Annotated in this window: 13 protein-coding genes and 1 tRNA gene; 11 read left to right on the top strand and 3 right to left on the bottom strand. The window is 49.6% G+C overall.

What is annotated here, in order from left to right; genetic code table 11:
- Window positions 1-811 precede the first annotated feature (811 nt).
- Entirely contained in the window at window positions 812-1,216 is a 405-nt protein-coding gene (locus SLIP_RS08320) for an ExeA family protein (protein WP_041432915.1), read from the top strand.
- Between the two features lie 176 nt (window positions 1,217-1,392).
- Here the strand turns inward: SLIP_RS08320 and SLIP_RS08315 are convergent, their stop codons facing one another.
- Complete coding sequence (locus SLIP_RS08315; protein ID WP_013175834.1) at window positions 1,393-1,647, bottom strand: hypothetical protein; 255 nt, start codon at window positions 1,645-1,647, stop codon at window positions 1,393-1,395.
- 585 nt (window positions 1,648-2,232) lie between these two features.
- On the opposite strand from SLIP_RS08315, the gene SLIP_RS08310 reads away from it, so the two are divergent.
- Window positions 2,233-3,936 (top strand): FAD-dependent oxidoreductase, encoded by a 1,704-nt coding sequence (locus SLIP_RS08310; protein ID WP_013175833.1) that lies wholly within the window; start codon window positions 2,233-2,235, stop codon window positions 3,934-3,936.
- A 558-nt stretch (window positions 3,937-4,494) separates the two neighbouring features.
- Here SLIP_RS08310 and SLIP_RS08305 read toward each other — a convergent pair.
- Window positions 4,495-6,561 (bottom strand): sigma-54-dependent Fis family transcriptional regulator, encoded by a 2,067-nt coding sequence (locus tag SLIP_RS08305; RefSeq protein ID WP_013175832.1) that lies wholly within the window; start codon window positions 6,559-6,561, stop codon window positions 4,495-4,497.
- A gap of 450 nt (window positions 6,562-7,011) precedes the next feature.
- Here SLIP_RS08305 and SLIP_RS08300 point away from each other — a divergent pair, with 450 nt between their 5' ends.
- The 6 genes from SLIP_RS08300 (at window position 7,012) to SLIP_RS08275 (ending at window position 15,094) form a co-directional block, all read left to right on the top strand.
- Window positions 7,012-8,202, top strand: a complete 1,191-nt coding sequence (locus tag SLIP_RS08300) for a PucR family transcriptional regulator (protein ID WP_013175831.1) — start codon at window positions 7,012-7,014, stop codon at window positions 8,200-8,202.
- Between the two features lie 422 nt (window positions 8,203-8,624).
- A tRNA-Ala gene (locus SLIP_RS08295) sits at window positions 8,625-8,699 on the top strand.
- Between the two features lie 106 nt (window positions 8,700-8,805).
- Entirely contained in the window at window positions 8,806-11,283 is a 2,478-nt protein-coding gene (gene leuS, locus SLIP_RS08290) for a leucine--tRNA ligase (RefSeq protein WP_013175830.1), read from the top strand.
- A gap of 80 nt (window positions 11,284-11,363) precedes the next feature.
- A complete protein-coding gene (locus SLIP_RS08285) occupies window positions 11,364-11,870 on the top strand; it encodes a methylated-DNA--[protein]-cysteine S-methyltransferase (RefSeq protein ID WP_013175829.1) in 507 nt (168 codons plus the stop codon).
- A 178-nt stretch (window positions 11,871-12,048) separates the two neighbouring features.
- Window positions 12,049-12,666 (top strand): helix-hairpin-helix domain-containing protein, encoded by a 618-nt coding sequence (locus SLIP_RS08280; RefSeq protein WP_013175828.1) that lies wholly within the window; start codon window positions 12,049-12,051, stop codon window positions 12,664-12,666.
- A gap of 43 nt (window positions 12,667-12,709) precedes the next feature.
- On the top strand, window positions 12,710-15,094 hold the full coding sequence (locus tag SLIP_RS08275) for a DNA internalization-related competence protein ComEC/Rec2 (RefSeq protein WP_013175827.1): 2,385 nt from the start codon (window positions 12,710-12,712) through the stop codon (window positions 15,092-15,094).
- Between the two features lie 84 nt (window positions 15,095-15,178).
- Here SLIP_RS08275 and SLIP_RS08270 read toward each other — a convergent pair whose 3' ends face one another.
- Window positions 15,179-16,555, bottom strand: a complete 1,377-nt coding sequence (locus tag SLIP_RS08270; protein ID WP_013175826.1) for an NAD(P)/FAD-dependent oxidoreductase — start codon at window positions 16,553-16,555, stop codon at window positions 15,179-15,181.
- 218 nt (window positions 16,556-16,773) lie between these two features.
- On the opposite strand from SLIP_RS08270, the gene holA reads away from it, so the two are divergent.
- From holA to SLIP_RS08255, 3 genes are read left to right on the top strand one after another with little or no spacing between them, the layout of a single operon-like run.
- On the top strand, window positions 16,774-17,760 hold the full coding sequence (gene holA / locus SLIP_RS08265; RefSeq protein WP_013175825.1) for a DNA polymerase III subunit delta: 987 nt from the start codon (window positions 16,774-16,776) through the stop codon (window positions 17,758-17,760).
- A 33-nt stretch (window positions 17,761-17,793) separates the two neighbouring features.
- Complete coding sequence (gene fdhD / locus SLIP_RS08260; RefSeq protein WP_148216558.1) at window positions 17,794-18,582, top strand: formate dehydrogenase accessory sulfurtransferase FdhD; 789 nt, start codon at window positions 17,794-17,796, stop codon at window positions 18,580-18,582.
- A 41-nt stretch (window positions 18,583-18,623) separates the two neighbouring features.
- A complete protein-coding gene (locus tag SLIP_RS08255; RefSeq protein ID WP_013175823.1) occupies window positions 18,624-20,822 on the top strand; it encodes a heavy metal translocating P-type ATPase in 2,199 nt (732 codons plus the stop codon).
- Window positions 20,823-20,836: the final 14 nt, after the last annotated feature.

The following is a 20,836-nucleotide window of genomic DNA, read 5'->3' as shown; positions in this document are numbered from 1 at the left end:
TAAAAACAGACCTCCAATACTCGCAATAAGAAATTTGTTTACGGTAATTCTTTCAGGTTACACCTGCATCCGCTTACCAAACTAATTCAAGTCTGTCAATTTCATTTTTAATTGTATGGATCGCTGAGTGGTCTTAGCATCGGACAAACATACAGTATTAGACGTCGAAAATTGTGTGAACTGTTCAATTAACCTTTGGACAGGCAATGATACAGTTCGTCCTTTACTGGGTGGTTGTAAGCGGTTAAGTACTTTCCACAAAATTTGGCCAACAATTTTGCGCACATTTTGGAAGAAAAGTTCCAATAAAGAGGTGCGGTTTACCAGCCACAGCTACTTTAGTATCGTATCCCTGTGCTTTAGTGTTATTTTTCACACTCCGTAGGCCTTAATCCGGGGGACTGTTTGCAGATTAGTTGACCGGAGAAGTAAGTACTTATCCTTTTCAATCTGCTAAAATGTTGGCAGTTTATTTGGGGAGATTAGAGGTCCTTTGCAGATTATTTGGAGCTTTCCGGGCAAAATATCAAAGTATGCCAAAGAACGAAACTCGGTCATGTTTCCCGTCATCGAAAAATGCCCCATATGCGGGGCTGGTGCAAAACTGGTGCGCCGTCGACCGGCTGATAATTACCATAACCAGCCCAAGCAGGCACTCCAACCGGATTCTGACCAACTTTATGGCAAATTCATTTTACCACTGAAGTAACCCCCAAAGGGCAAGTTTTATTTACCCACAAACCTTTTGCGTAGCGGTTTTAAAGCTTTTGAGGTCACAATCTTTCCATCGAGGTTAACCGGTTATCCTCCAATGGCCAGCACCGAGTTCTTAAGCGATCTGCATCTGCTCTTTAATTTCTCGATGGATTCGGTTAACCCGTTTGTGCTGGTCCTGTGCGGGCTCCCTTACCTGGCTACCAAGCTGTCAATCAGTCACCAGCAGCCCTTGAACCAGAGACTAATCATGCGTTACAAGATGCAGCCGCTGACGAGGGATGAGGTTAAGAGTTACCTCGAACACCAGATGGACCTTGCCGGAGCCAATCGCCCGATCTTCAGTGAGGGAGCTAGGGAAGCCATCTCCGCTGTTAGCAGAGGCTGGCCCCGGTTGATCAATAACCTGGCCGTTACCAGCCTCATCTACGGCTGTCAGTTGGAGTTGAAGTACATAGATGAAGAGGCGGTTCGCCAGGCTGCGGCCGAGTTAGGAATGTAGCCCGTTTTGACTTATTCCTGTAAGGGCTCAGGGTTTTTAATCCTGAGTCCTTTTTTTGACCCGCCCAATTTGCAAGCCATGGAATATGGTAATGTGCAAATACCCCGGACGAATAGCCTGCAATATTTGCACTTCCACTGGAATTTTAGGCTAATTTACCTTGCAAATGCTGCGGACTAATATTGTGCAAGTCTACATGCAGACATGTCTGGATATTCCATCAACCACCCCACAATTCTTCGTTCGTACCTATCGAGTCCTTTCTCCCTCCGTTTTGCCTTTTGTCTCAGTTGGGCGAATTCGTCTGGCGTCACCTCCCAGTACTTGCTTACCGTCCGCCGGTCAATTCCGAGCTTACGAACTGCTTGCGATTTGTTCAACCCGAGCTCTCTTAGCTGCTGTATCTCCTGGTACATCGCCCACCCCTTCACAATTCCCACTCCCTGGCACTGATCTCTTACGGACCATTCTACCAGGTTTTTCTTATGGAAATTGTCTGGTGTTTTCTGTGCATTTTTGTTGGCCATTTCTTGTGTATTTTATTTTACCGGTTACAGTGGTCAATCTTTGGGGCACGAATACAATAGGGAGCGCCGGAAATTGTACTTACGCACCAATGAAAACCCTAATACTCTATGATAAATTCCTCTTAGGCTCTTTGGGTTCTTGTCCCCGTACATAAGCGTAGATACTATTTGAGAGATATGTCTTGAATTCTAGCCGCTCTTGGCATAAGGAATGACGTCGGATAACAATGCGCCGCAGACTGTGCGGCAGTGACTGAGAGCACAGTCGGAAGTCATTCCGTAGCCTTGGAAAACGTTTTGTAACTGAATGGTATCTATGACGCGTGATCGCTGAATAGCAGGTTGAAATGTCTTCTCGCCTTCCAGAATTACAGAAGTGGTTCTTTACAATTAGAACGGCACAATGAAGCTCTAATCGAAGGCGGAGACACATGGATACCACTTATCTCTGTGCAACCAATAACCAATAAGCTGAAAGGGGAGAGGATCGTGAGTGCTGAAAACGAAAAGCCGACGGGAATAACACGAAGGAGATTCCTAAAAGGGGCGGCGATTGGAGCGGCTGGAATTGCGTCTGCGGGGCTTTTGGCGGGTTGTGGGCAAGAAGAGCCTAAAACGCAGACGCCGGAAGCCGGGAAAGAGGGTGAGGCAAGTTTTGAGGTGCCGCCTGAGCCTATTCCAGACAGCGAGATAAAGAAGACTGTGACTGCGGACGTAATTGTAATTGGCGCGGGAACCGGTGGAATGATCGCAGCCATATCTGCTGCGGAGGCAGGGGCTAGGACCATCTTGCTGGAGAAGGGGACACAATTTACCAAGGGTGCCATGTGGATGGCTGCCATTGATAGCAGTTTACAAAAGAAGTTGGGAATTAAAATCGACAAGGACGAGGCCGTAGAGGAAATATGCAGGTATGGAGGACATTTAGTTGATGAGCGGTTAGTAAGGCTGTGGGCTGATAAGAGCGGTGAATTCATGGACTGGTTTATGCCGATCGTGGAAGCTGCTGGCTATGAAACTATGCTGGAAACGGACCTTAAAGTAGGGTTCTACAAATCCTATCCGGTTGGTCACGTGGTAATTAAACCACCGAAGCAAGCTATTGGGCACTTGGGCGAATACGGGAGCCCACTCTACATGCCTGTACTGGAAAACAAGGCGAAAGGAATGGGAGTAGATATTCGTTACAACAGCCCAGCAGTTCAGTTGGAGCGTAACAATAAGGGAAGAGTTACCGGCGTCATAACAGGAAGCCCGTCTAACTATACTAAGTTTGTTGCCAAAAAGGGGATCATATTATGCACCGGAGGTTATGCTAGAAACGAGGAAATGATTAATAAGTGGTGCCCCACAGCCCGGTATGCCGGTAGTTCGATAGCTCCGGCAGGTAACACGGGGGACGGAATCAAGATGGCTTTGTGGGTTGGTGCAGACGTGGATCCGATTCAAGCAATGATGGTGTTTAATCGCGGACTAATTGGTAAAGATGGGAAGCTTGGAGCCCCGTGGAACGGAGCATACTTACGAACTGGCAGTCAACCATTTCTATGCGTGAACGTTCGAGGAGAACGATTTGTAAATGAAGATCTCCCCTATGATTACGCTTGTAATGCCGCTGTTATGCAGCCAGAACATGTGTGGTGGCAGGTGTGGGATGAAAACTGGAGGGATGACATAACCAGATTCCACACTACTATTTGTTCGCGCATAGTACCTCACCCTCAAGCTCCTCCAAGGGATGGACTGGATTACGTGGCACAGGAATTTGATAAGTTCATCAAACAAGGGCTGATAATTACTGCAAACACCATTGATGAACTGGCACGCAAGATGGGGGTGCCAGCAGAAACCTTTAAGGCTACAGTGGCAAGGTATAATGAACTGGCGAAAAAGGGTAAGGACGAGGACTTCGGTAAGATAGCTTTTCGGCTCTCAACCTTGGAGAAGCCTCCGTTCTACGCCGCTAAACTCTCAGCTGCCCTCCTCTGTAATATTACAGGGTTAAGAATAAACACGAAAATGCAAGTACTTGACAAGGAGACGAATCCAATTCCAGGCCTTTACGCAGCTGGAAACGACAGCGGATCCTTTTTCGCGTACAGCTATCCCCAAATGTTCGGTGGCCTTGCCCTTGGACGAACTGCCACTTTTGCTCGTCTTGCCGGACAGTATGCTGCCGCGGAAAAGGCTTAAAGTCAAGCCTCTCAAGCGTAACCTTATTATCCACAACGTTAGATTCTTACCGTTCAAGAGAACCCGACGATTCGGGTTCTCTTTGTAGGTATCCCTAGGGCGTAGGCGCTGGCTATAGGAACGAAGTGACGGGGGCAGCGTAGGTAGCAGTAGCCGTTAGCTTAAGGTACGGGTGCCCGCGAAGACGCGGGATCCAAAGGAAGCCAGCAGCGAACCTTCCGGCCCGACGAACAGGAACCGCACCAGGCTGGGGATAGTTGCATGAGCTTACTAAGCAAAGCGAAATCCGTTCTGCCGCAGGCTATAAGCACGTCGGGTAGATGGAGTGAGAGCCAGCGTTCTCGCCCGAGGGGGCCCGTCGGGAGCCGAGTCACTTGGCACCTGCATCGAGAGGCGGGCTGAGCGGGCAGGAGTCAGCAGAGGTCATAGTATCTTATGAACCGTCGTATCTCCAACGGTACGTACGGTGATGTCAAAGCAAGGTGGTTAATCGGTCGATGCCCGTTGATTGACACTGTTCTCGTGTGAAGGACATACACTTGTTAGCCGTTACTATGACTATATCTTAGTCTTTATTTCATCAAGAAGTGCATACTCCTTTATTTTTCTGTACAGCGTGGATCTACTCATTCCCAACATGTTTGCAGCTTCGGATATGTTGTTTCCCGTTTGCAGCAGAGCTTGGACAATCATTATAATTTCCATCTCTTTAATAGTAAGATTGTTTTGAACACTCTTTGTTGGTTTGAATCTCAACATCGTGTCGACTTCATCATCACTTACAGGCATTCCACTAATTTCCTGTGGGAGATCTTCTGGTTTGATAATCCCTTCACGCGACATATTAACCGCATAAAGCATCGCATTTTCCAACTGTCTTACATTTCCAGGCCAGCTATACCTCAGTAAATAGAAAATTGCAGCGTTGCTCAGAGCAGGAGCAGCTATGCGTTGTCTTTTGGAAATGGTCGCAATGAAGGTTTTGGCCAGTTTTATAATGTCCGAACCTCTCTCCCGTAAGGGAGGTATGTTTATCTGTAAAGTTGCCAAACGATAGTATAGGTCTCGGCGGAATAGGTTTTTGTCTATCAATTCTAGCAAGTTTTTGTTTGTAGCTGCAATTAACCTGAAATTGACCGGAATGTACCGACGGCCCCCAATGCGCATGACCTTTTTTTCTTCAAGCACTCGGAGAAATACCGGCTGTAGCTCTAAGGGTAGGTCTCCAATCTCATCCAAAAAAAGGGTTCCTTCGTTAGCCAATTCAATTTTCCCCGGTCGACCTCGACGATCAGCACCTGTAAATGTTCCGCCTTCGTACCCAAACAGCTCACTTTCAATCAGAGCTTTAGGAATAGCTGAGCAGTTTATGGCAACAAAAGGACCGTCAGGTCTGCTTTCGTTATGAATCGCTTGGGCGAACATTTCTTTGCCTGTGCCACTTTCTCCGTGGATAAGTATATTGGCGTCCAAGCGAGCGAACTTCCTAGCCATATCTACAGACTTAACCAGTTTAGCAGAGGTGCCTATAATATTATCAAAGGTACAATTGGCTTCCAGGCCGTTAACCTGTTTGACAATTTTTCGGCTCTGTTCGACTTTGTCCAGTGTTACCACGCAAGCTAGAGTCTTTCGGCAGTGGTCTTTTATAGGCTGGACCGAACGGAGTTGTAACCTTTGATCTGATTTCAGAATTTCTATATCGGCATCGAACACTGGTTCGCCCGTTTCCAAAACAGAGGTAATCATATTTTGACGCCCAAGAACAGCTTCAATGTTCATGCCGACGATTTCTTTGTCCGAGCAATCGAGTGTTTCCCTAGCCTTCATATTCGCTCTAGCTATAACACCATTCTTATTCACAATAAGAATGGCTTGATCGATTGCTTCAAAAGTAACGTTTATCAACTGTCTATGAAGTGCTATTTGCATTTCATTTTGGATATTCAAAACAGAGGAAACTGCCAAAGCCAGTGAGTGTGGATTATGGTGGCATGAGAATGGACTAACTATGGTGAGACTTCCTGCCAGGTTACCGTATACATCTAAAATCGGAGCTGATGAGCAGGCGGCGTCGTAAAAGACTTCGGAATAAAATTCCGGGCCGCATAATTGAATGGGACTCCGCAACAAACGACACATAACATGTGAACAGGTGCCTACCGTCTGTTCCGCCCAGACGACCCCCGGAGCAAGATAAAACTTCTTGTTTACATGCGCTAATACTTTAGGATTTCCTACGATTACGCGAAGGGAAACTCCGTGTTCATCGGTTAGCAGGATCAGATAGTCTGTGTCCGAAAGCGCTGTTCTAAGTTTATTAATATACGGATCCGCCGCCTTAACGAGAGAGCCTTCTTTACTAACAACTTCCTCAAACTCAGGTTTATCCAAGACCGGTCCATCTCTAAACTTGAAAGGATCAAGGCCATAATAATGTGATCTGATCCATGACTCCACTATTTCTGGACGAAGCGATTCAAATAGCGACTTGTCAATTCGCCCGCTTAAGATTTGTTGTTTTTGTCTTTTTATTCTTTCAGTTAATAAGCTCTCCTTATTGCCAAGTATTTCTTCAAGTATCTCTTCTCGTTTTTTTACGATGGAGCTTAGCATTTTTTCCATAGGCTTCATCACCACTGTACTAATCAGATCTGTATGATGGCGTAAAAACGGTAAGCTTGGACCAAGACATCGAGCAAAACGGTACTAAGGTATAACCCTAGAGGTTGTCGCGCAACGGTTTAATACTATATTACAACTGATACCAAATTATCCGGGTGTTATATCGGACGCCTAGACAGTAAGCAGAAACAAATTGTTCCATTCAGTGCGTGGTTCCGGAGATTGATAACACATACACGACTATTGCCGCTTAAACGTGAATGACTCACATTTTCATAATAGCACACAACTTGTTAATTTTCATATTGATTCGCGTTGAAATGATTCATTTTGGGAATCAACGTTTGCCGGCAATCGCTGAAAAATGCAATGTGCAGCCTGATGCGCACCTTGGCATGGGTTTTGCTAACAACAATGGTATGATAGTAAATCTACGAGAGGTGATGTGACATGTCGCAAGTGCTGAAAGACGCATATCAGCTGGTGGACGGCGTACTTGAGCAAGGATTACCTTTTGTAGGTTCATACTTGGAGAAAAGGATTAGGCGTCCTATTCTTATTACAGACGATAAGGGACAGATACACTATCCGGACGCAGCCGACGACCTCTATGAGCTCGACGATATGTTTATTCAATTGCCAACAAACATACCGAATAATAAGTACTTTTACCAGGAGGCAGATAAGTCCCTTTACTATCGCGTTGGGCTTGGAGGTTCAAGCGCATACGTAGTAGCAAGAAGTCTTCCTGCAGAAATGATTGGACAGGCTGTTTGTGTTCTTATGGAGTCGAAACTAGCTATAAAATGTTATTTTGCCAAGATTAATAAGCGTAAGAACGAGTTTGAGGCGCAAATAGCGGAATACTTGTCCTTCAAAAGTAATGTCAGTATGACAGACATAATTCAGTTAAGTGAGAAACCCCTAGACATTAACAGGCCTTATGTCGTCTTATTGCTCCAACTAGAAGAAGCAAGCCAGGTAGTCGACCGGCGAATAATTCGTTCATATCTACACGAGTACCTGAAAAGGCAAAAAGGAATAGAGGTTATTTCTATTCTCTTACCAGAATATCTGACGTTTATTATGCCGGCCCATCTCAAAAACAATTCTTTGGAGGTTGATCTTCTGTGGCCCATTGCAGATGACCTTTTGAAATATAAGGAAATCATTGAAACTAGGTTTAACACAAGAATAGCACTAGGTATAGGATCGCCATATCCTTTGTCAGAGTTGTGCAGGAGCTACAATGAAGCTCGCATTGCGCTAACTTTGCCCAGGCTTATGGGGAAGGATAATTTTATTCAGAAATTCACTGATCTTGGAGTGTTTGCTTTTATTTTTTCGAAAGACACAGAGGTTTTGAAAGAATACTGTCTCAAGACTTTCGGCAAATTGCTGGAAGAGGACAAGAAGAAGAATTCTGAATTAATGCCAACTCTTAGATCACTAATTGAGAACAACTTTAATCGGAAAACCACCGCTGATAGGCTTTTTATTCATATTAATACACTACATTATCGGCTAGCCAAGATAGAACAAATCCTTGATATTGACTTATCAAGGATCGACATAAGGCTCGGTCTCTTTACTGCTATTAAGGTATACGATACTCTCCAGTTCAATGGATTATGGACTTAAACAGTTAAGGGTGTTTTTGAGGGTATCTAGAACGGTGGGAAACCTCGAAGAATTGGAAGAGCGGGTACAGCACCCAGTGCAGCAGGCTACGGCAGTGTTGCTGAAGACCAGGGTTAGAAGAAATAGACAATCTGAACTTTGACCCAGAACCCAACTATTACAAGGTGACAATATCACAGAACGATAACATAGGGCGAATTCGAGTTGACTAACTCTTACAAGTATCATATAATTGCTCTTGCAAGTCGAAAAAAGGACAGGCTGTGAACCGGAGTAGTAGGCCTTGGTACCTGTTACAGAGAGCTGGCGGAAGGTGCAAGGCAGCACAGACCAGAGCCGAACTCGCCGGGGAGCTGTGCGGGTGAGCTGAGGGTAGCCTGCACCGGAGGGATTCCGTTATCAGCTGTAAGCGGGCAAAAGATGGGGCTGTGGCGCAGAGGGAGCGCGCCTCCTTGGCATGGAGGAGGTCGCGGGTTCGATTCCCGCCAGCTCCACCATTTATTTTGTCAATGAGGGTGGTACCGCGGGAGCAAACCTCTCGTCCCTTTCACCGGGGCGGGGGGTTTTGTAGTTATTACAACCTCAAGCTTTAAGGAGGTTTTTATGGAGAGCAAGTACAACTTCAAAACCGTTGAGGCCAAGTGGCAGAACTTCTGGGAAGAAAACGGGTTTTACATTGTTACCGAAGACAAGACCAAGCCCAAGTATTACGACCTCGAGATGTTTCCTTACCCTTCTGGAAACCTACATATGGGGCATGTGCGTAATTACGCCATAGGCGATGTTGTGGCCCGCTTCAAGACCATGAACGGCTACAACGTACTGCACCCTATGGGTTGGGATGCTTTTGGGCTGCCTGCCGAAAATGCAGCCATCAAACACGGAATACACCCTTCCATCTGGACCGATTCCAACATAGAAAACATGAAGCGGCAGTTGAAGTCGCTGGGCATCAGCTACGATTGGACCCGAGAGTTTGCTACCTGCAAGCCCGAGTACTACAGGTTTACCCAGTGGCTGTTTTTGAAGTTGTACGAAAACGGGCTGGCTTACAAAAAGAAAGCCGCTGTAAACTGGTGCCCGTCCTGTGCCACCGTGCTGGCCAACGAGCAGGTAGTGGACGGGGATTGCGAGCGGTGTGGCACCAGGGTAGAGAAGAAATCGTTAGAACAGTGGTTTTTTAAGATTACCGATTATGCAGAGCGCCTTCTTAACGACCTTGACAAGTTGCCGGGCTGGCCGGAAAAAGTCAAGATAATGCAGAAGAACTGGATCGGACGCAGCGAAGGCTGCGAGTTTTCTTTGGCTATCGACGGCTCGGCTGAAACCGTCTCGGTCTTTACTACCAGGCCCGACACCGTTTTCGGGATAACTTATATGGTGCTTGCTCCTGAGCATCCCTTGGTGGAAAAGCTTACTCGCGACACCCCTTACCAGCAAGCGGTCGATGAGTTTATACATCGGATGAAATTTTTGAACGAGATCGACCGCACTTCCACGGAAACTGAAAAAGAAGGGGTTTTTGCTGGGGCCTACGCAGTAAACCCGGTCAACGGGGAAAAGGTGCCGATCTGGATAGCCAACTACGTCCTGATGGAATACGGGACCGGGGCTATAATGGCAGTTCCCGCCCATGATCAAAGGGACTTTGAATTTGCACGCAAGTATGGTCTTCCGGTTCGGGTGGTAATCGAGCCCGAGGGGATGTCACTGGATCCCGATGTCATGACCGCCGCCTATGAGGGAGGTGGGGTCATGGTTAACTCGGGCCAGTTTGACGGGCTGGGCAATGAGGACGGCAAGCAGAAAGTCATCGAATGGATGGAGGATCGGGGTATTGGGAGACGAGCTGTGAACTACCGGTTGCGGGACTGGCTCATTTCCCGCCAGCGGTACTGGGGAGCACCTATCCCCATCGTTTACTGTGATAACTGCGGTCCCCAGTCGGTGCCGTACGAGCAGCTGCCGGTAATGCTTCCTCTCAACGTCGAGTTTCGGCCGACGGGAGAGTCCCCTTTGACCTACGTAGATGAATTTGTGAACACCGAGTGTCCTAGCTGTGGGGGCCCGGCCAAAAGGGAGACCGACACCATGGATACCTTTGTATGCTCCTCATGGTACTATTTCCGGTACTGTAGTCCTCACGTTCAAGACAGACCTTGGGACAAGGAGGCTGTGGATTACTGGATGCCGGTCGACCAGTACATCGGGGGGGTTGAGCACGCTATCTTGCACCTGATGTACTCGCGGTTTTTTACCAAGGTACTTTATGACCTGGGGCTGGTCTCTTGTGAGGAGCCGTTTACTAACCTTCTCACTCAAGGAATGGTATTGAAGGACGGGGCCAAGATGTCGAAATCTAAGGGAAATACAGTGAGCCCAGAAGATATTATCAACACCTACGGTGCAGATACCGCCCGGCTATTCATTCTCTTCGCTTCACCTCCGGAAAAAGACCTGGAGTGGAGCGACCAGGGGGTGGAAGGTTGCTACCGGTTTTTGAACCGGGTATGGCGCTTGGTAGCCGAGTATTCGAACCAGGTACGGGGGGTCGAAGCTTATGGTGGCGGTTCGAATCTGAGTGCAGCCGACCGCGAGCTGCGGTATCGAACCCATTTCACCATCAAGAAAGTGACCGAGGACATCGAAAAAAGGTTTAATTTTAACACTGCCATCAGCGCCATTATGGAACTGGTCAATGCCCTTTACCAGTATAAAGATAACGAGCATCAGAACCTGGCGGTGGTCAAGGAGGCCTTGAAGGCGCTGGTTTTGGTTTTGTCTCCGTTTTCTCCTCATATAGCGGAAGAACTGTGGGAGGCGATAGGCGGCGAGGGAAGCGTCCATCAACAGCAGTGGCCGAAGTACGATGAAGAAGCTTTGGTTAAAGACGAGATTGAGATAGTAGTCCAGATTAACGGCAAGGTGAGAGAAAGGGCGATGGTTCCTTCGGGTGCGGGTCCGGACGAAATGAAAACCGTTGCCATGTCTTTGGACCGTATCCAAGAAATGTTAGCAGGGAAAACCGTGCGTAAAGTCATCGCGGTGCCTGGTAAACTGGTCAACATAGTGGTGAACTGAAACAAGAAGGGGTAGTAGTTGGATTAAGAAGAGGACAGAGGTTCTGTAAACGGTGTTCGTGAGGGAAGGGCGGGGGCAAGATGCGGTACAGCGTTTTCGAAACCGCGTGGGGTTGGGTTGGTTTAGCAGGGCATAGTGCGCGCATCAGTTTCTTAGTGCTTCCTTTACCTTCGCCGGAGGCGGTGGTCACCCAGATTATCGAGAAAACAGGCCCTGATCTGGTTCGGGATCAGGGCTTGTTTGTTTCGGTGACGGAAAAAGTAGAGGGATACTTTGCAGGGACAGTTGTCGAAGATTGGGGTATCCAGGTCGATTTTTCCTTGTACCCGGAGTTTACCCGCAGGGTGCTCCAGCAGGTTAGCTGTATACCTTACGGACAAACCAGAACCTACTCGGATATAGCTCGGGCTGTGGGACAGCCGGGTGCAGCAAGGGCCGTAGGGCAGGCGTTGAAGCGTAATCTTTGTCCCCTGATAATACCGTGTCACCGGGTAGTGGCGCGGCACGGGTTCGGCGGTTTCACAGCTCCGGGAGGAGTGGAATTAAAGAAAAGGCTATTGGAAATGGAACGGGCAACCGCTAGATGAAAAATTTCTTATCAGCAAAATGAAATATCAGGGATAAGGGGAGGATTTTGTCAACGTATGGAGAATTAAAGTTGACAGTATTGGGGACTAGACCTGGGAAATTGGCGAGGTCAAGTGCTTCGATATCTAAGTATTGCCGGTGAATCTTTTTTCGTGACTGTCATCGGGGGTTATAATCGTGTTGGGAGAAGATGCTCGGGTTAAGAAAGCACTGGCGGTAGTTGCGGCTGTTGTTATTTTCTTTATCGGTTTCAAGTATGCCGATTACAGGCATAACCGGGCCGGCGGCGAAGAATTGCAGACGGAAGAAGTGGTGGTAGAGGAAACCGCGCAAAAGACGGTCGAAGAAAAAGAGGAGCCGGTTCCCATATTTGTGCACGTAACCGGGGCGGTCGAGAACCCCGGGGTGTTTCAAATGAATTCAGGCGACAGGGTGTTTCAGGTGCTGGAGAAGGCACATCCTACAGCCCAAGCAGATATCAACCAGCTCAATCTCGCACAAACCCTGGTTGATGGGGGCAAGGTAGTGGTTCCTAAGCTGGGGGAACAACTACCTGAAACCGCAACCGCTGCGAACAGTTTGGGTTTTGATACAGGTGGTAAGGTCAATATAAATACTGCTTCTGTGAACGAATTAGATCAGCGGTTACCGGGGATAGGCCCGTCTTTGGCCCAGCGGATTGTAGATTACCGGCAAAGAAACGGAGGGTTTAAGGCACCCGAGGAAATAATGGAAGTGTCGGGCATTGGCGATAAGCGGTACGAGCAGATCAAAGACCTGATAACCGTGCGCTAAAAGCCGGTCTAGCTATTAACGTTGTTTTCTGGGGAGAAGCATCGTGAACCAGCCTAACGTTCTGCTCTTCATCGGATTTGCCCTGGGACTGTTTGTAGCCGGCACCGATGACAGCTCCTGGTTTTGGGCAGGGGCCGGCATGATTTTAGTTGTCCTTGTTTACACCGGTAAGTGGCGGGAAGGTTTGCTCCTTGCGGGAGCAGTCGCTTTCGGCCTTTTTTATTGGAGTGTCAGGGTGCCGGAGGTCCCTCCCTTAATGGCTACGCCTAAAAGGGTCGAAGTTACGGGAACAGTATCGGATTTTCCGGCGGTTAAGCCGGATAGAACCAGCTTTTACTTGCACGTCAATTCCGGGCAACCTGGGATGAATCGGCTACGTGTTGTAGTGCGTTCTGCGGTGCCGGTGCAGAAAGGGGATTATCTATCTTTAAAAGGCCAGCTTGAAACGGTTAGGGAGCCAGGCAATCCTGGAGAGTTCAACTACAAAAAGTACCTGGAGCGTCGCCAAGTTTACTACATTCTGACGGTGAAGAAGCCGGACGACCTGCGGGTAATCGGTCGTAGTTCTAGTTTTATTCAGTACTTAATGTTGTCAGCCCGCGCTAAAGGGGAAGCGGCAATCGAACGTTATTTGCCCAAGACCACAGCAGCCATTGCCAAGGGGATCGTTTTGGGTACCAGCGACGAGATTGATCCCCAGGACTATGGCGATTTTCAGAAGACGGGACTGGCCCACATCCTGGCAGCGTCCGGGATGAACGTGGGGTTTGTAATGCTTATGGGGGTATGGACCGGTGAAGTGCTGAAGCTCAGAAGGAGAACCAAAGGGGTATTGGCAGCCGTGTTGGTTCTAGGATACGGGTGTTTAACTGGGTGGCCGGTTTCGTTGTTACGGGCAGCCCTGATGGCATGGCTGGGATTACTCGCTTATTATGGAGGGCGAGAGCCCAACTTGCCCAATGCCCTCGCGGTATCAGGTTTAATCATGCTTGTCTTAAATCCGGTATGGCTTTTCGAGCTTTCTTTTCAGTTATCGTTTCTTGCGACCTGGGGCTTGATCTGGCTCTACCCGGCCTGGCGTCAGATGATACCTTACCAGGGTAAGGTGGTAGACGCGATTCTCATCCCGCTGGCGGCACAAGCGGCGACGCTTCCGATAATCGTCCACAGTTTTTCTTTGTTTTCGTTTTCGTCCCTTTTTGCCAATATTTTCGGGGCTTACCTTTCGGGAGCGGCTTTGATTTTGGGCCTAATCGGATTTTTGGTGAGTACGGTGTTTGCTCCGCTGGCAGCGGTTTTTCTTCTCCCGGCTGGACTCGCAGTCGATGTTATCACGGAAATGTCGAGATGGCTGTCGTATTTGCCTGGCAGTTACTTATGGGTGGCTGCTCCGCCTTTTTGGTCGGTGATAGGCTTTTACGCGGGGTTAGTTTGTTTGAGTTCGACCCGGGTCAAGACCGACAAAAGACTGTTAGCGTTAAGTTGCTTCCTCCTTGTGGTTTATCTGGGGCTACTATTGGTGACACCGGGGTTCAGAGACAAGGGATGGCTGGAGGTAACTTTTCTGGACGTAGGGCAGGGGGATTCGATTCTGGTGAAGACCCCTCAGGGCCGTTTCATGTTGGTCGACTGCGGCGGTAACCAGCTGTACGACGTAGGGGAAAAGGTTGTTGTTCCGGCTCTGGCCAGAAAAGGCTTGAGGAGCCTCGATATGTTAGTGATAACGCACCCTGATATTGACCATATCGGTGGGGCATCGACCGTGATAAGGGAAATGCGACCACGGGTTTTAGGAGTAAGCGATACAACCTGGCCTGGATACAACTACCAGGAACTGCAAACAGGTACACAGGTGAAGACGCTGAAGGTGGTTGAACTTTCACAGGGGCAGGCGGTTAGGCTGGACCCCGACCTGGCGATCGACGTTCTCTACCCTGAACCGAGCGACGAGGGCCGGATCTCCAACCAAGGTGGCACATACAACAGCGATTCGGTCGTGATGCGGTTGCGGTACGGACGCATCAGTTTCCTTTTGACCGGGGACATTGATGGGAAAGTTATGGACCGGTTGGTTGCCAAGAAGCTGATCGAACCGACGACAGTGGTCAAAGCGCCTCATCACGGCAGCCGCGGGTCCTTAAGCGAGGCTTTTTATAAGGCCGCATCCCCAAAGGTGGCGGTCATATCTGTGGGTGAAGGCAACCCATTTGGACACCCGTCTCTGCAGACTCTGGAATTGTTGAATGATTCAGGAGTAAAAATCTACCGGACGGACTTAGATGGAGCCCTCACGTTTAAAACTGACGGGGGCAGGCTCTTTGTGCAGACTACCAAGAAACACAAAACATTTTCTTCTTCAACCGGTGTTTTTAGAAAACTTGGCACTGTCGCCTGTAGGATATCTGGGGGTAGCGCCTCGCCCGGCTAACACTCCTCCACAGTCGCATTTTCATTCTCTAGTGGTGACCCGGAGGAGAGCCATAGATGTCTGCCTCAATCAGCCTCAAATCTCTTAAAGCAGCCTTGCTAGTATATCCCGGGCCGCTACCACTCCGGAAACGCTGGCTTGAACCAGCCCGCGGGTGACGCCTGCCCCGTCGCCTACGGCGTACAGCCCTTCTATTTTGGTTCGGAGCCCTGAATCTAACTCTGGACGGGCGGAATAAAACTTTACCTCGATCCCATACAACAGCGTGTGGTCAGAAGCGATCCCGGGAATAAACCGGTCGAGGGCTTCCAGGGTTTCCTGTATGCCTACCATGTAGCGGTGAGGCAGAACTAAAGACAGGTCGCCGGGAACTGCGGCTCGCAAGGTTGGGCAAACTACCCCACGTTCTAGTCGGCTGTAGGTCGAACGGCGTCCTTTTTTCAGGTCTCCGTATCTTTGGACCATTACTCCTCCTGACAACATGTTGGCCAAACAAGCGATGTAGCGGCCGTAGACAATAGGTTTGTCAAAGGGTTCAGTAAAATGCTGACTGACAAGCAGGGCGAAATTGGTGTTATCCGTCCGGCGATCCGCCCAGGAGTGACCGTTTACGGTTACCAGCCCATTGGTGTTTTCCAGAACTACTTCGCCATGGGGGTTAACACAAAAGGTGCGGATCTGGTCATCGAAACTCTTGGAATAGTAGATGATCTTCGGTTCCCATATGTGATCGGTAATTTCCTGCATCGTGCTGGCCGGTATCTCTACCCGCACACCGATGTCGACCTGGTTGTTCCTGAAAACTAAACCTAGTTTCCGAGCTTCATTGACGAACCATTGAGCCCCTTCCCTTCCCGGAGCGCACACCACTACTGGGGCGCGGTAATCTCTTTGTGCAGTGTGGACACCGGCAACCTTTTCTCCGTTCATCAGTATCGTTTCTACCGGTTCGTTGAGATGGATTTCACAGCTTTTTTCTAGGCCTTGTCTAAAATTGACCAGGACACGGTGAGTGTTTTCGGTTCCCATGTGGCGGATGCGAGCTGGAACCAGACGCAGGTCGGCACGCGCAGCCCGGTGTTTGAGGTCTTCAAAGTAATCATCGTCGCAGCCGAAAACCCGGTCAGGGGCGCCATTCTCCACATAAACTCCGTCTACGTACTCGATTAACTCGGCCAGCTTGTCTTTCCCGATATAGTTATCCAACCAGCCGCCAAACTCGGTAGTCAAAGTCAGTTTGCCGTCAGAAAAGGCTCCGGCCCCGCCCCAACCGCTCATGATGGAACAAGGCTGGCAGTGACGGCAGCTTTCAGCTATATCCATGAGGCATTTTCGTTGTTCGACATCTCTTCCCTTTTCTAACATAAGGACCTTTAAGCCGGAGTTCCTGGTTAATTCCCTCGCACAGAAGATACCGGCGGGGCCGGAGCCAATTATAATGACATCGAAGTCTCTATTCAAAAATCTTTCCTCCTTCAAATGGCACCTTTATATAAAATTATACCATCGGCAAGAACTTCGGGAATTTACACTAATAGATATATGACATTATTGCAGGGCTTTTGCCGAGCGGGAATATGTGCGTTTTTTGACACCTCTTGCCCACAAGAATATCATTGTTGTTAGAAACCGGTATTGACCATCGGTGATTGAAATTTACTGGATAGGGGAGCACCTGTATGCAAGGGGGAGAAATTCGGGTTCTCTGCGGGGATGAGCCGTATCTGATAGAAAACCGGTTAAAGCAAATAATCGAAGAAATTCGGAACCAAATAGGAGAGGAACCTGAGTGTGTTTTTAAAGACGGGGACGAGTTGGGAGAGGACGAGCTCTTCGACTTGCTGCATTTTGCTCCGCTATTCGGCTATGTTCGCGTGTTGGTACTGCACTGGCTGCCGTGCCTCGTTTCAGGAGGTCCTAAGAGGTCACGAAAGCCGAGCAATGTTGAACAGATACTGCTCCAATACGTCGGAGCCCCTAACCCTCTTCAGGTTTTGATTTTGATTACACCGTCATTACCCACCGAAAGCGAGTTTGCAAAGCTTTTGAAAAAGCAGAAAATGGTAGAAGAGATTAAGAGGCTGAACAAGCGGGAGCTACAGTCGTGGGTAAAATCCGAGTTCGCCCAAAGGGGTGTCGAACCGGAGGACAAGCTAGTGGAAGAGATTGCCGGCAGCGGCTGGGACATGTCGGCTTTAGAAAACCAGGTAGAAAAACTGTGTCTGGCCAGTGAGAAGAGGAGACTGAGTTCGGCCGAGGCCCAAGAGCTATTGGACCTGCGAGAGGATGTAAAAATATTTGCTTTGAGCGATGCTCTCCTCAACCGTGATCTAGCCGCTGCATACGGAACGGTTTCACGGCTGTTTGCTCAGGGAGAGCCTCCCGGATTGATTCTTTATACCCTGACCAAGCAATTCCTGCTTATGGCTGAGGCCAAGGCTCTCAAACAGCAGGGAACGACCGCGTCGGAAATAACCGATGTGTTAAACCTTAAACACGGTTTTGTTGCCAAAAAGCTGCTTCAGGCCGCGGAGAAATTCGGGTGGAGGGAGATAGAGGCTGTTTTTAACTATCTCTTGGAGACGGATAAGGCCTTGAAGGGGTCCGGGGCCTCGAACGAGAAAATGCTGTTCGAGGTTCTGGCGGCTGAGATATGCAGGGTGTAGCGGTGGCCAGTAAATTCTTAAACGGTAGGTGATATGATGGACCAGGGGATGCGAGAGTTCAAGATTTACCGGTGCGACGAAGGTACCAGGGAGGTTGTTATTGACCAGTTGGTAGAAGAGGTGCCGCTCGGCATTTACCTCAACGACGAAGAAATCGTGACTCTTATGTGTACCCCGGAACATGTGGAGGAACTGGCGGTAGGTTTTTTGGTTTCAGAAGGTTTTCTTCGGGAAAGAGACCACCTCATCGGGGTTAAGGTTGACGATTCCCGTAACAGCGCCTATGTTACGGTGAAAAGCAACGGCGTTCAAGCATCGACATTTCTGAAACGGTTCGTTACTACCGGTTGTGGGAAAGGGTCTTCGTTTCACAATCCTGAGGCCGTATGGGGGTTGAAGGTCAAAGACGACGGGTTTAGAGTAACGGGTTCGGTTATTCTAGACTTAATGAGGCAGGCGGAGAGGGAATCAGAACTGTTCGTTAAGACCGGGGCTGTTCACGGGGTGGCTCTGTGTACCCCCTCAGACATCCTGTTATTCAGGGAGGATATCGGTAGGCACAACGCCACCGACAAGATAGTTGGCAGGTGCTTTATAGATGGCATACCTTTGGCAGATAAGATGCTCGTTACTACAGGCCGGGTATCTTCCGAGATAATTATCAAGGCCGCCAAGCTGGGGATAGGGATATTGGTTTCACGTTCGGCTCCTACGGCCTTAGCGGTGGACATCGCACATAAAACAGGGGTAACGGTGATCGGGTTTGCTCGAGGCAGCCGATTCAATATTTACAGCTTCCCAGAGCGCGTTCTGGAAGGCTGAAACAGGCTGGAAGGGCAGTTCGGAAAAGTGGAGGTGAGGGGATGGACCGGGTTACCTTCAAAGTCAAGGGAATGAGCTGTGCGGCTTGTGCCGCCCGCATAGAAAAGGGATTGGCCCGCCTTCCCGGGGTAAGTGAGGCCCGAGTCAACCTGGCGACAGAAGAAGCCTGGGTGGAATTCGAGCCGAGTCAAGTGGACTTTGAAGATATAGTTAAGAGGGTCGAAAAGCTGGGTTACTCGGTTAGTGCCAGCAACAAAGGGGCTACTTATCTCGCTGCAGACGATGAATCGGAATTGGAAGAATACAAGAGGCGACTTGTTTTCGCGGCTGTTCTATCACTGCCCTTTCTGGTGATAATGGCCGGCCACCTGCTAGGGTTAAGGTTGCCAGGGCTGTTGACTTCGTGGTTGACCCAAGCGGTGCTGGCGACTCCCATCCAGTTCGGGGCCGGTTTTCCTTTTTATCGAGGCGCATATCTGGCCTTGAGGGGACGGGCGGCCAACATGGATGTGCTGGTGGCATTGGGGACCAGCACAGCGTATCTGTACAGCTTGGTTTCGTCGTGGCTTATTCCCGGTTCCCATGTTTATTTCGAGGTCAGTGCACTGCTCATCACCTTGGTCCTGTTAGGGAAATACCTGGAGAGAAGAGCCAAAGGGCGTACTTCAGAAGCCATCAGCAAGTTGGCCAGCCTGCAGCCGAACATGGCCAGGGTTATAAGGGACGGCAGGGAAATCGAGGTTCCTGTAGCCGGACTGAAAGCAGGTGATGTGGCTGTCGTGCGCCCGGGTGAGCGTATTCCCGCTGACGGGGTTGTGATCGAGGGTTATTCGACCGTTAACGAGTCCATGCTCACAGGTGAAAGCGTTCCCGTGGACAAACAGGTAGGGGATACGGTAGTAGGCGGAACGGTGAACGAATTTGGACACCTGCGGGTGCAGGTAGTTCATGCTGGTGAAGATACGGTTCTGGCCCGGATTATACGGGCGGTAAAGGAAGCCCAGGCTTCGAAGGCTCCTATCCAGCGTTTGGCCGACGTGGTGGCCGGGTACTTTGTTCCGGTGGTTATAACCATTGCGGTTGTGACTTTTGCAGGCTGGTTTTGGTGGGGAGATCCAGGTAACCTGGAACACGCTCTTGTGAACGCAACGGCAGTGCTGGTTATTGCCTGTCCTTGCGCCATGGGATTGGCAACCCCCACTTCGATCATGGTAGGAACGGGGAAAGCCGCGGAGATGGGTATACTGATTCGAGGAGGGGAGCCCCTGGAAAGAGCGAGCAAGGTTGACACCATCGTACTCGACAAAACCGGAACTGTTACCAAGGGTGTTCTTCAGGTTACCGATATCGAGATGGTGCCCGAGGTAGGGATAGAAGAAAAAACCCTTCTGGGAATGGCAGCGGCCTTGGAGGTGATGTCGGAGCACCCGGTGGCCCAAGCCATCGCCAGCGCTGTCATCGAGCGAACAAAACAGACGCTGGCGAGTGATATACGCGATTTCGTGGCGGTTCCCGGAAAGGGGGTTGTGGCCAAGGTAGACGGGAAAACGGTGATGATAGGAACCAGTCGTTTCTTGGCAGAAGCGGAAGTGGACATTCTGCAACTCGGGGAAACCCTTGAGCGGCTGCAGGCTGAGGGTAAGACGACGGCGGTGGTGGCGATAGAAGGCATTGCCTCCGCGGTTTTTGGTATTGCGGACACCATCAAAGAGCATTCGAGCGAAGCGGTGCAGAGGCTGAAAGACATGGGAATCGAGGTGTGGATGATTACCGGAGACAGCCGCCGCACAGCCGAATCAGTGGCTGAGCAGGTCGGGATAGAACGAGAAAAGGTTTTGCCCGAAGTTTTGCCGGAAGAAAAGGCCAGGGAAGTAAGGCGGCTACAAGCCCAAGGCCGAAGAGTGGCCTTTGTTGGCGACGGCATCAATGATGCTCCGGCCCTGGCCAGTGCCGACGTGGGAATAGCCATGGGTACGGGAACCGACATTGCTATGGAAGCGGCGGACATCACCCTGGTCAAAGGAGACCTGTGCGGGTGTCCACGGGCTCTGGTGTTGAGTCGAGCTACCATGCGTAACATCAAGCAGAACCTTTTTTGGGCTTTTATCTACAACCTAATAGGGATTCCGGTAGCAGCTTTTGGATTCTTAAACCCGGTATTTGCGGGAGGGGCTATGGCTCTGAGCTCCGTGTCAGTGGTAACCAACGCTTTGAGGCTGAAAAGGGTGAAGGTTTACTAGTGACAGCCGTTTCA

Source organism: Syntrophothermus lipocalidus DSM 12680, assembly GCF_000092405.1.
GTDB lineage: Bacteria > Bacillota > Syntrophomonadia > Syntrophomonadales > Syntrophothermaceae > Syntrophothermus > Syntrophothermus lipocalidus.
Note: the sequence above shows the minus strand (reverse complement) of the source record. Positions and strands in the feature narration are given on the sequence as shown.

Coding starts and splice junctions, on each gene's coding strand:
- SLIP_RS08320 (WP_041432915.1), top strand. CDS start 812: ATGGCCAGCACCGAGTTCTTAAGCGATCTGCATCTGCTCTTTAATTTC.
- SLIP_RS08305 (WP_013175832.1), bottom strand. CDS start 6,561: ATGGAAAAAATGCTAAGCTCCATCGTAAAAAAACGAGAAGAGATACTT.
- SLIP_RS08300 (WP_013175831.1), top strand. CDS start 7,012: ATGTCGCAAGTGCTGAAAGACGCATATCAGCTGGTGGACGGCGTACTT.
- leuS (WP_013175830.1), top strand. CDS start 8,806: ATGGAGAGCAAGTACAACTTCAAAACCGTTGAGGCCAAGTGGCAGAAC.
- SLIP_RS08285 (WP_013175829.1), top strand. CDS start 11,364: ATGCGGTACAGCGTTTTCGAAACCGCGTGGGGTTGGGTTGGTTTAGCA.
- holA (WP_013175825.1), top strand. CDS start 16,774: ATGCAAGGGGGAGAAATTCGGGTTCTCTGCGGGGATGAGCCGTATCTG.
- fdhD (WP_148216558.1), top strand. CDS start 17,794: ATGATGGACCAGGGGATGCGAGAGTTCAAGATTTACCGGTGCGACGAA.
- SLIP_RS08255 (WP_013175823.1), top strand. CDS start 18,624: ATGGACCGGGTTACCTTCAAAGTCAAGGGAATGAGCTGTGCGGCTTGT.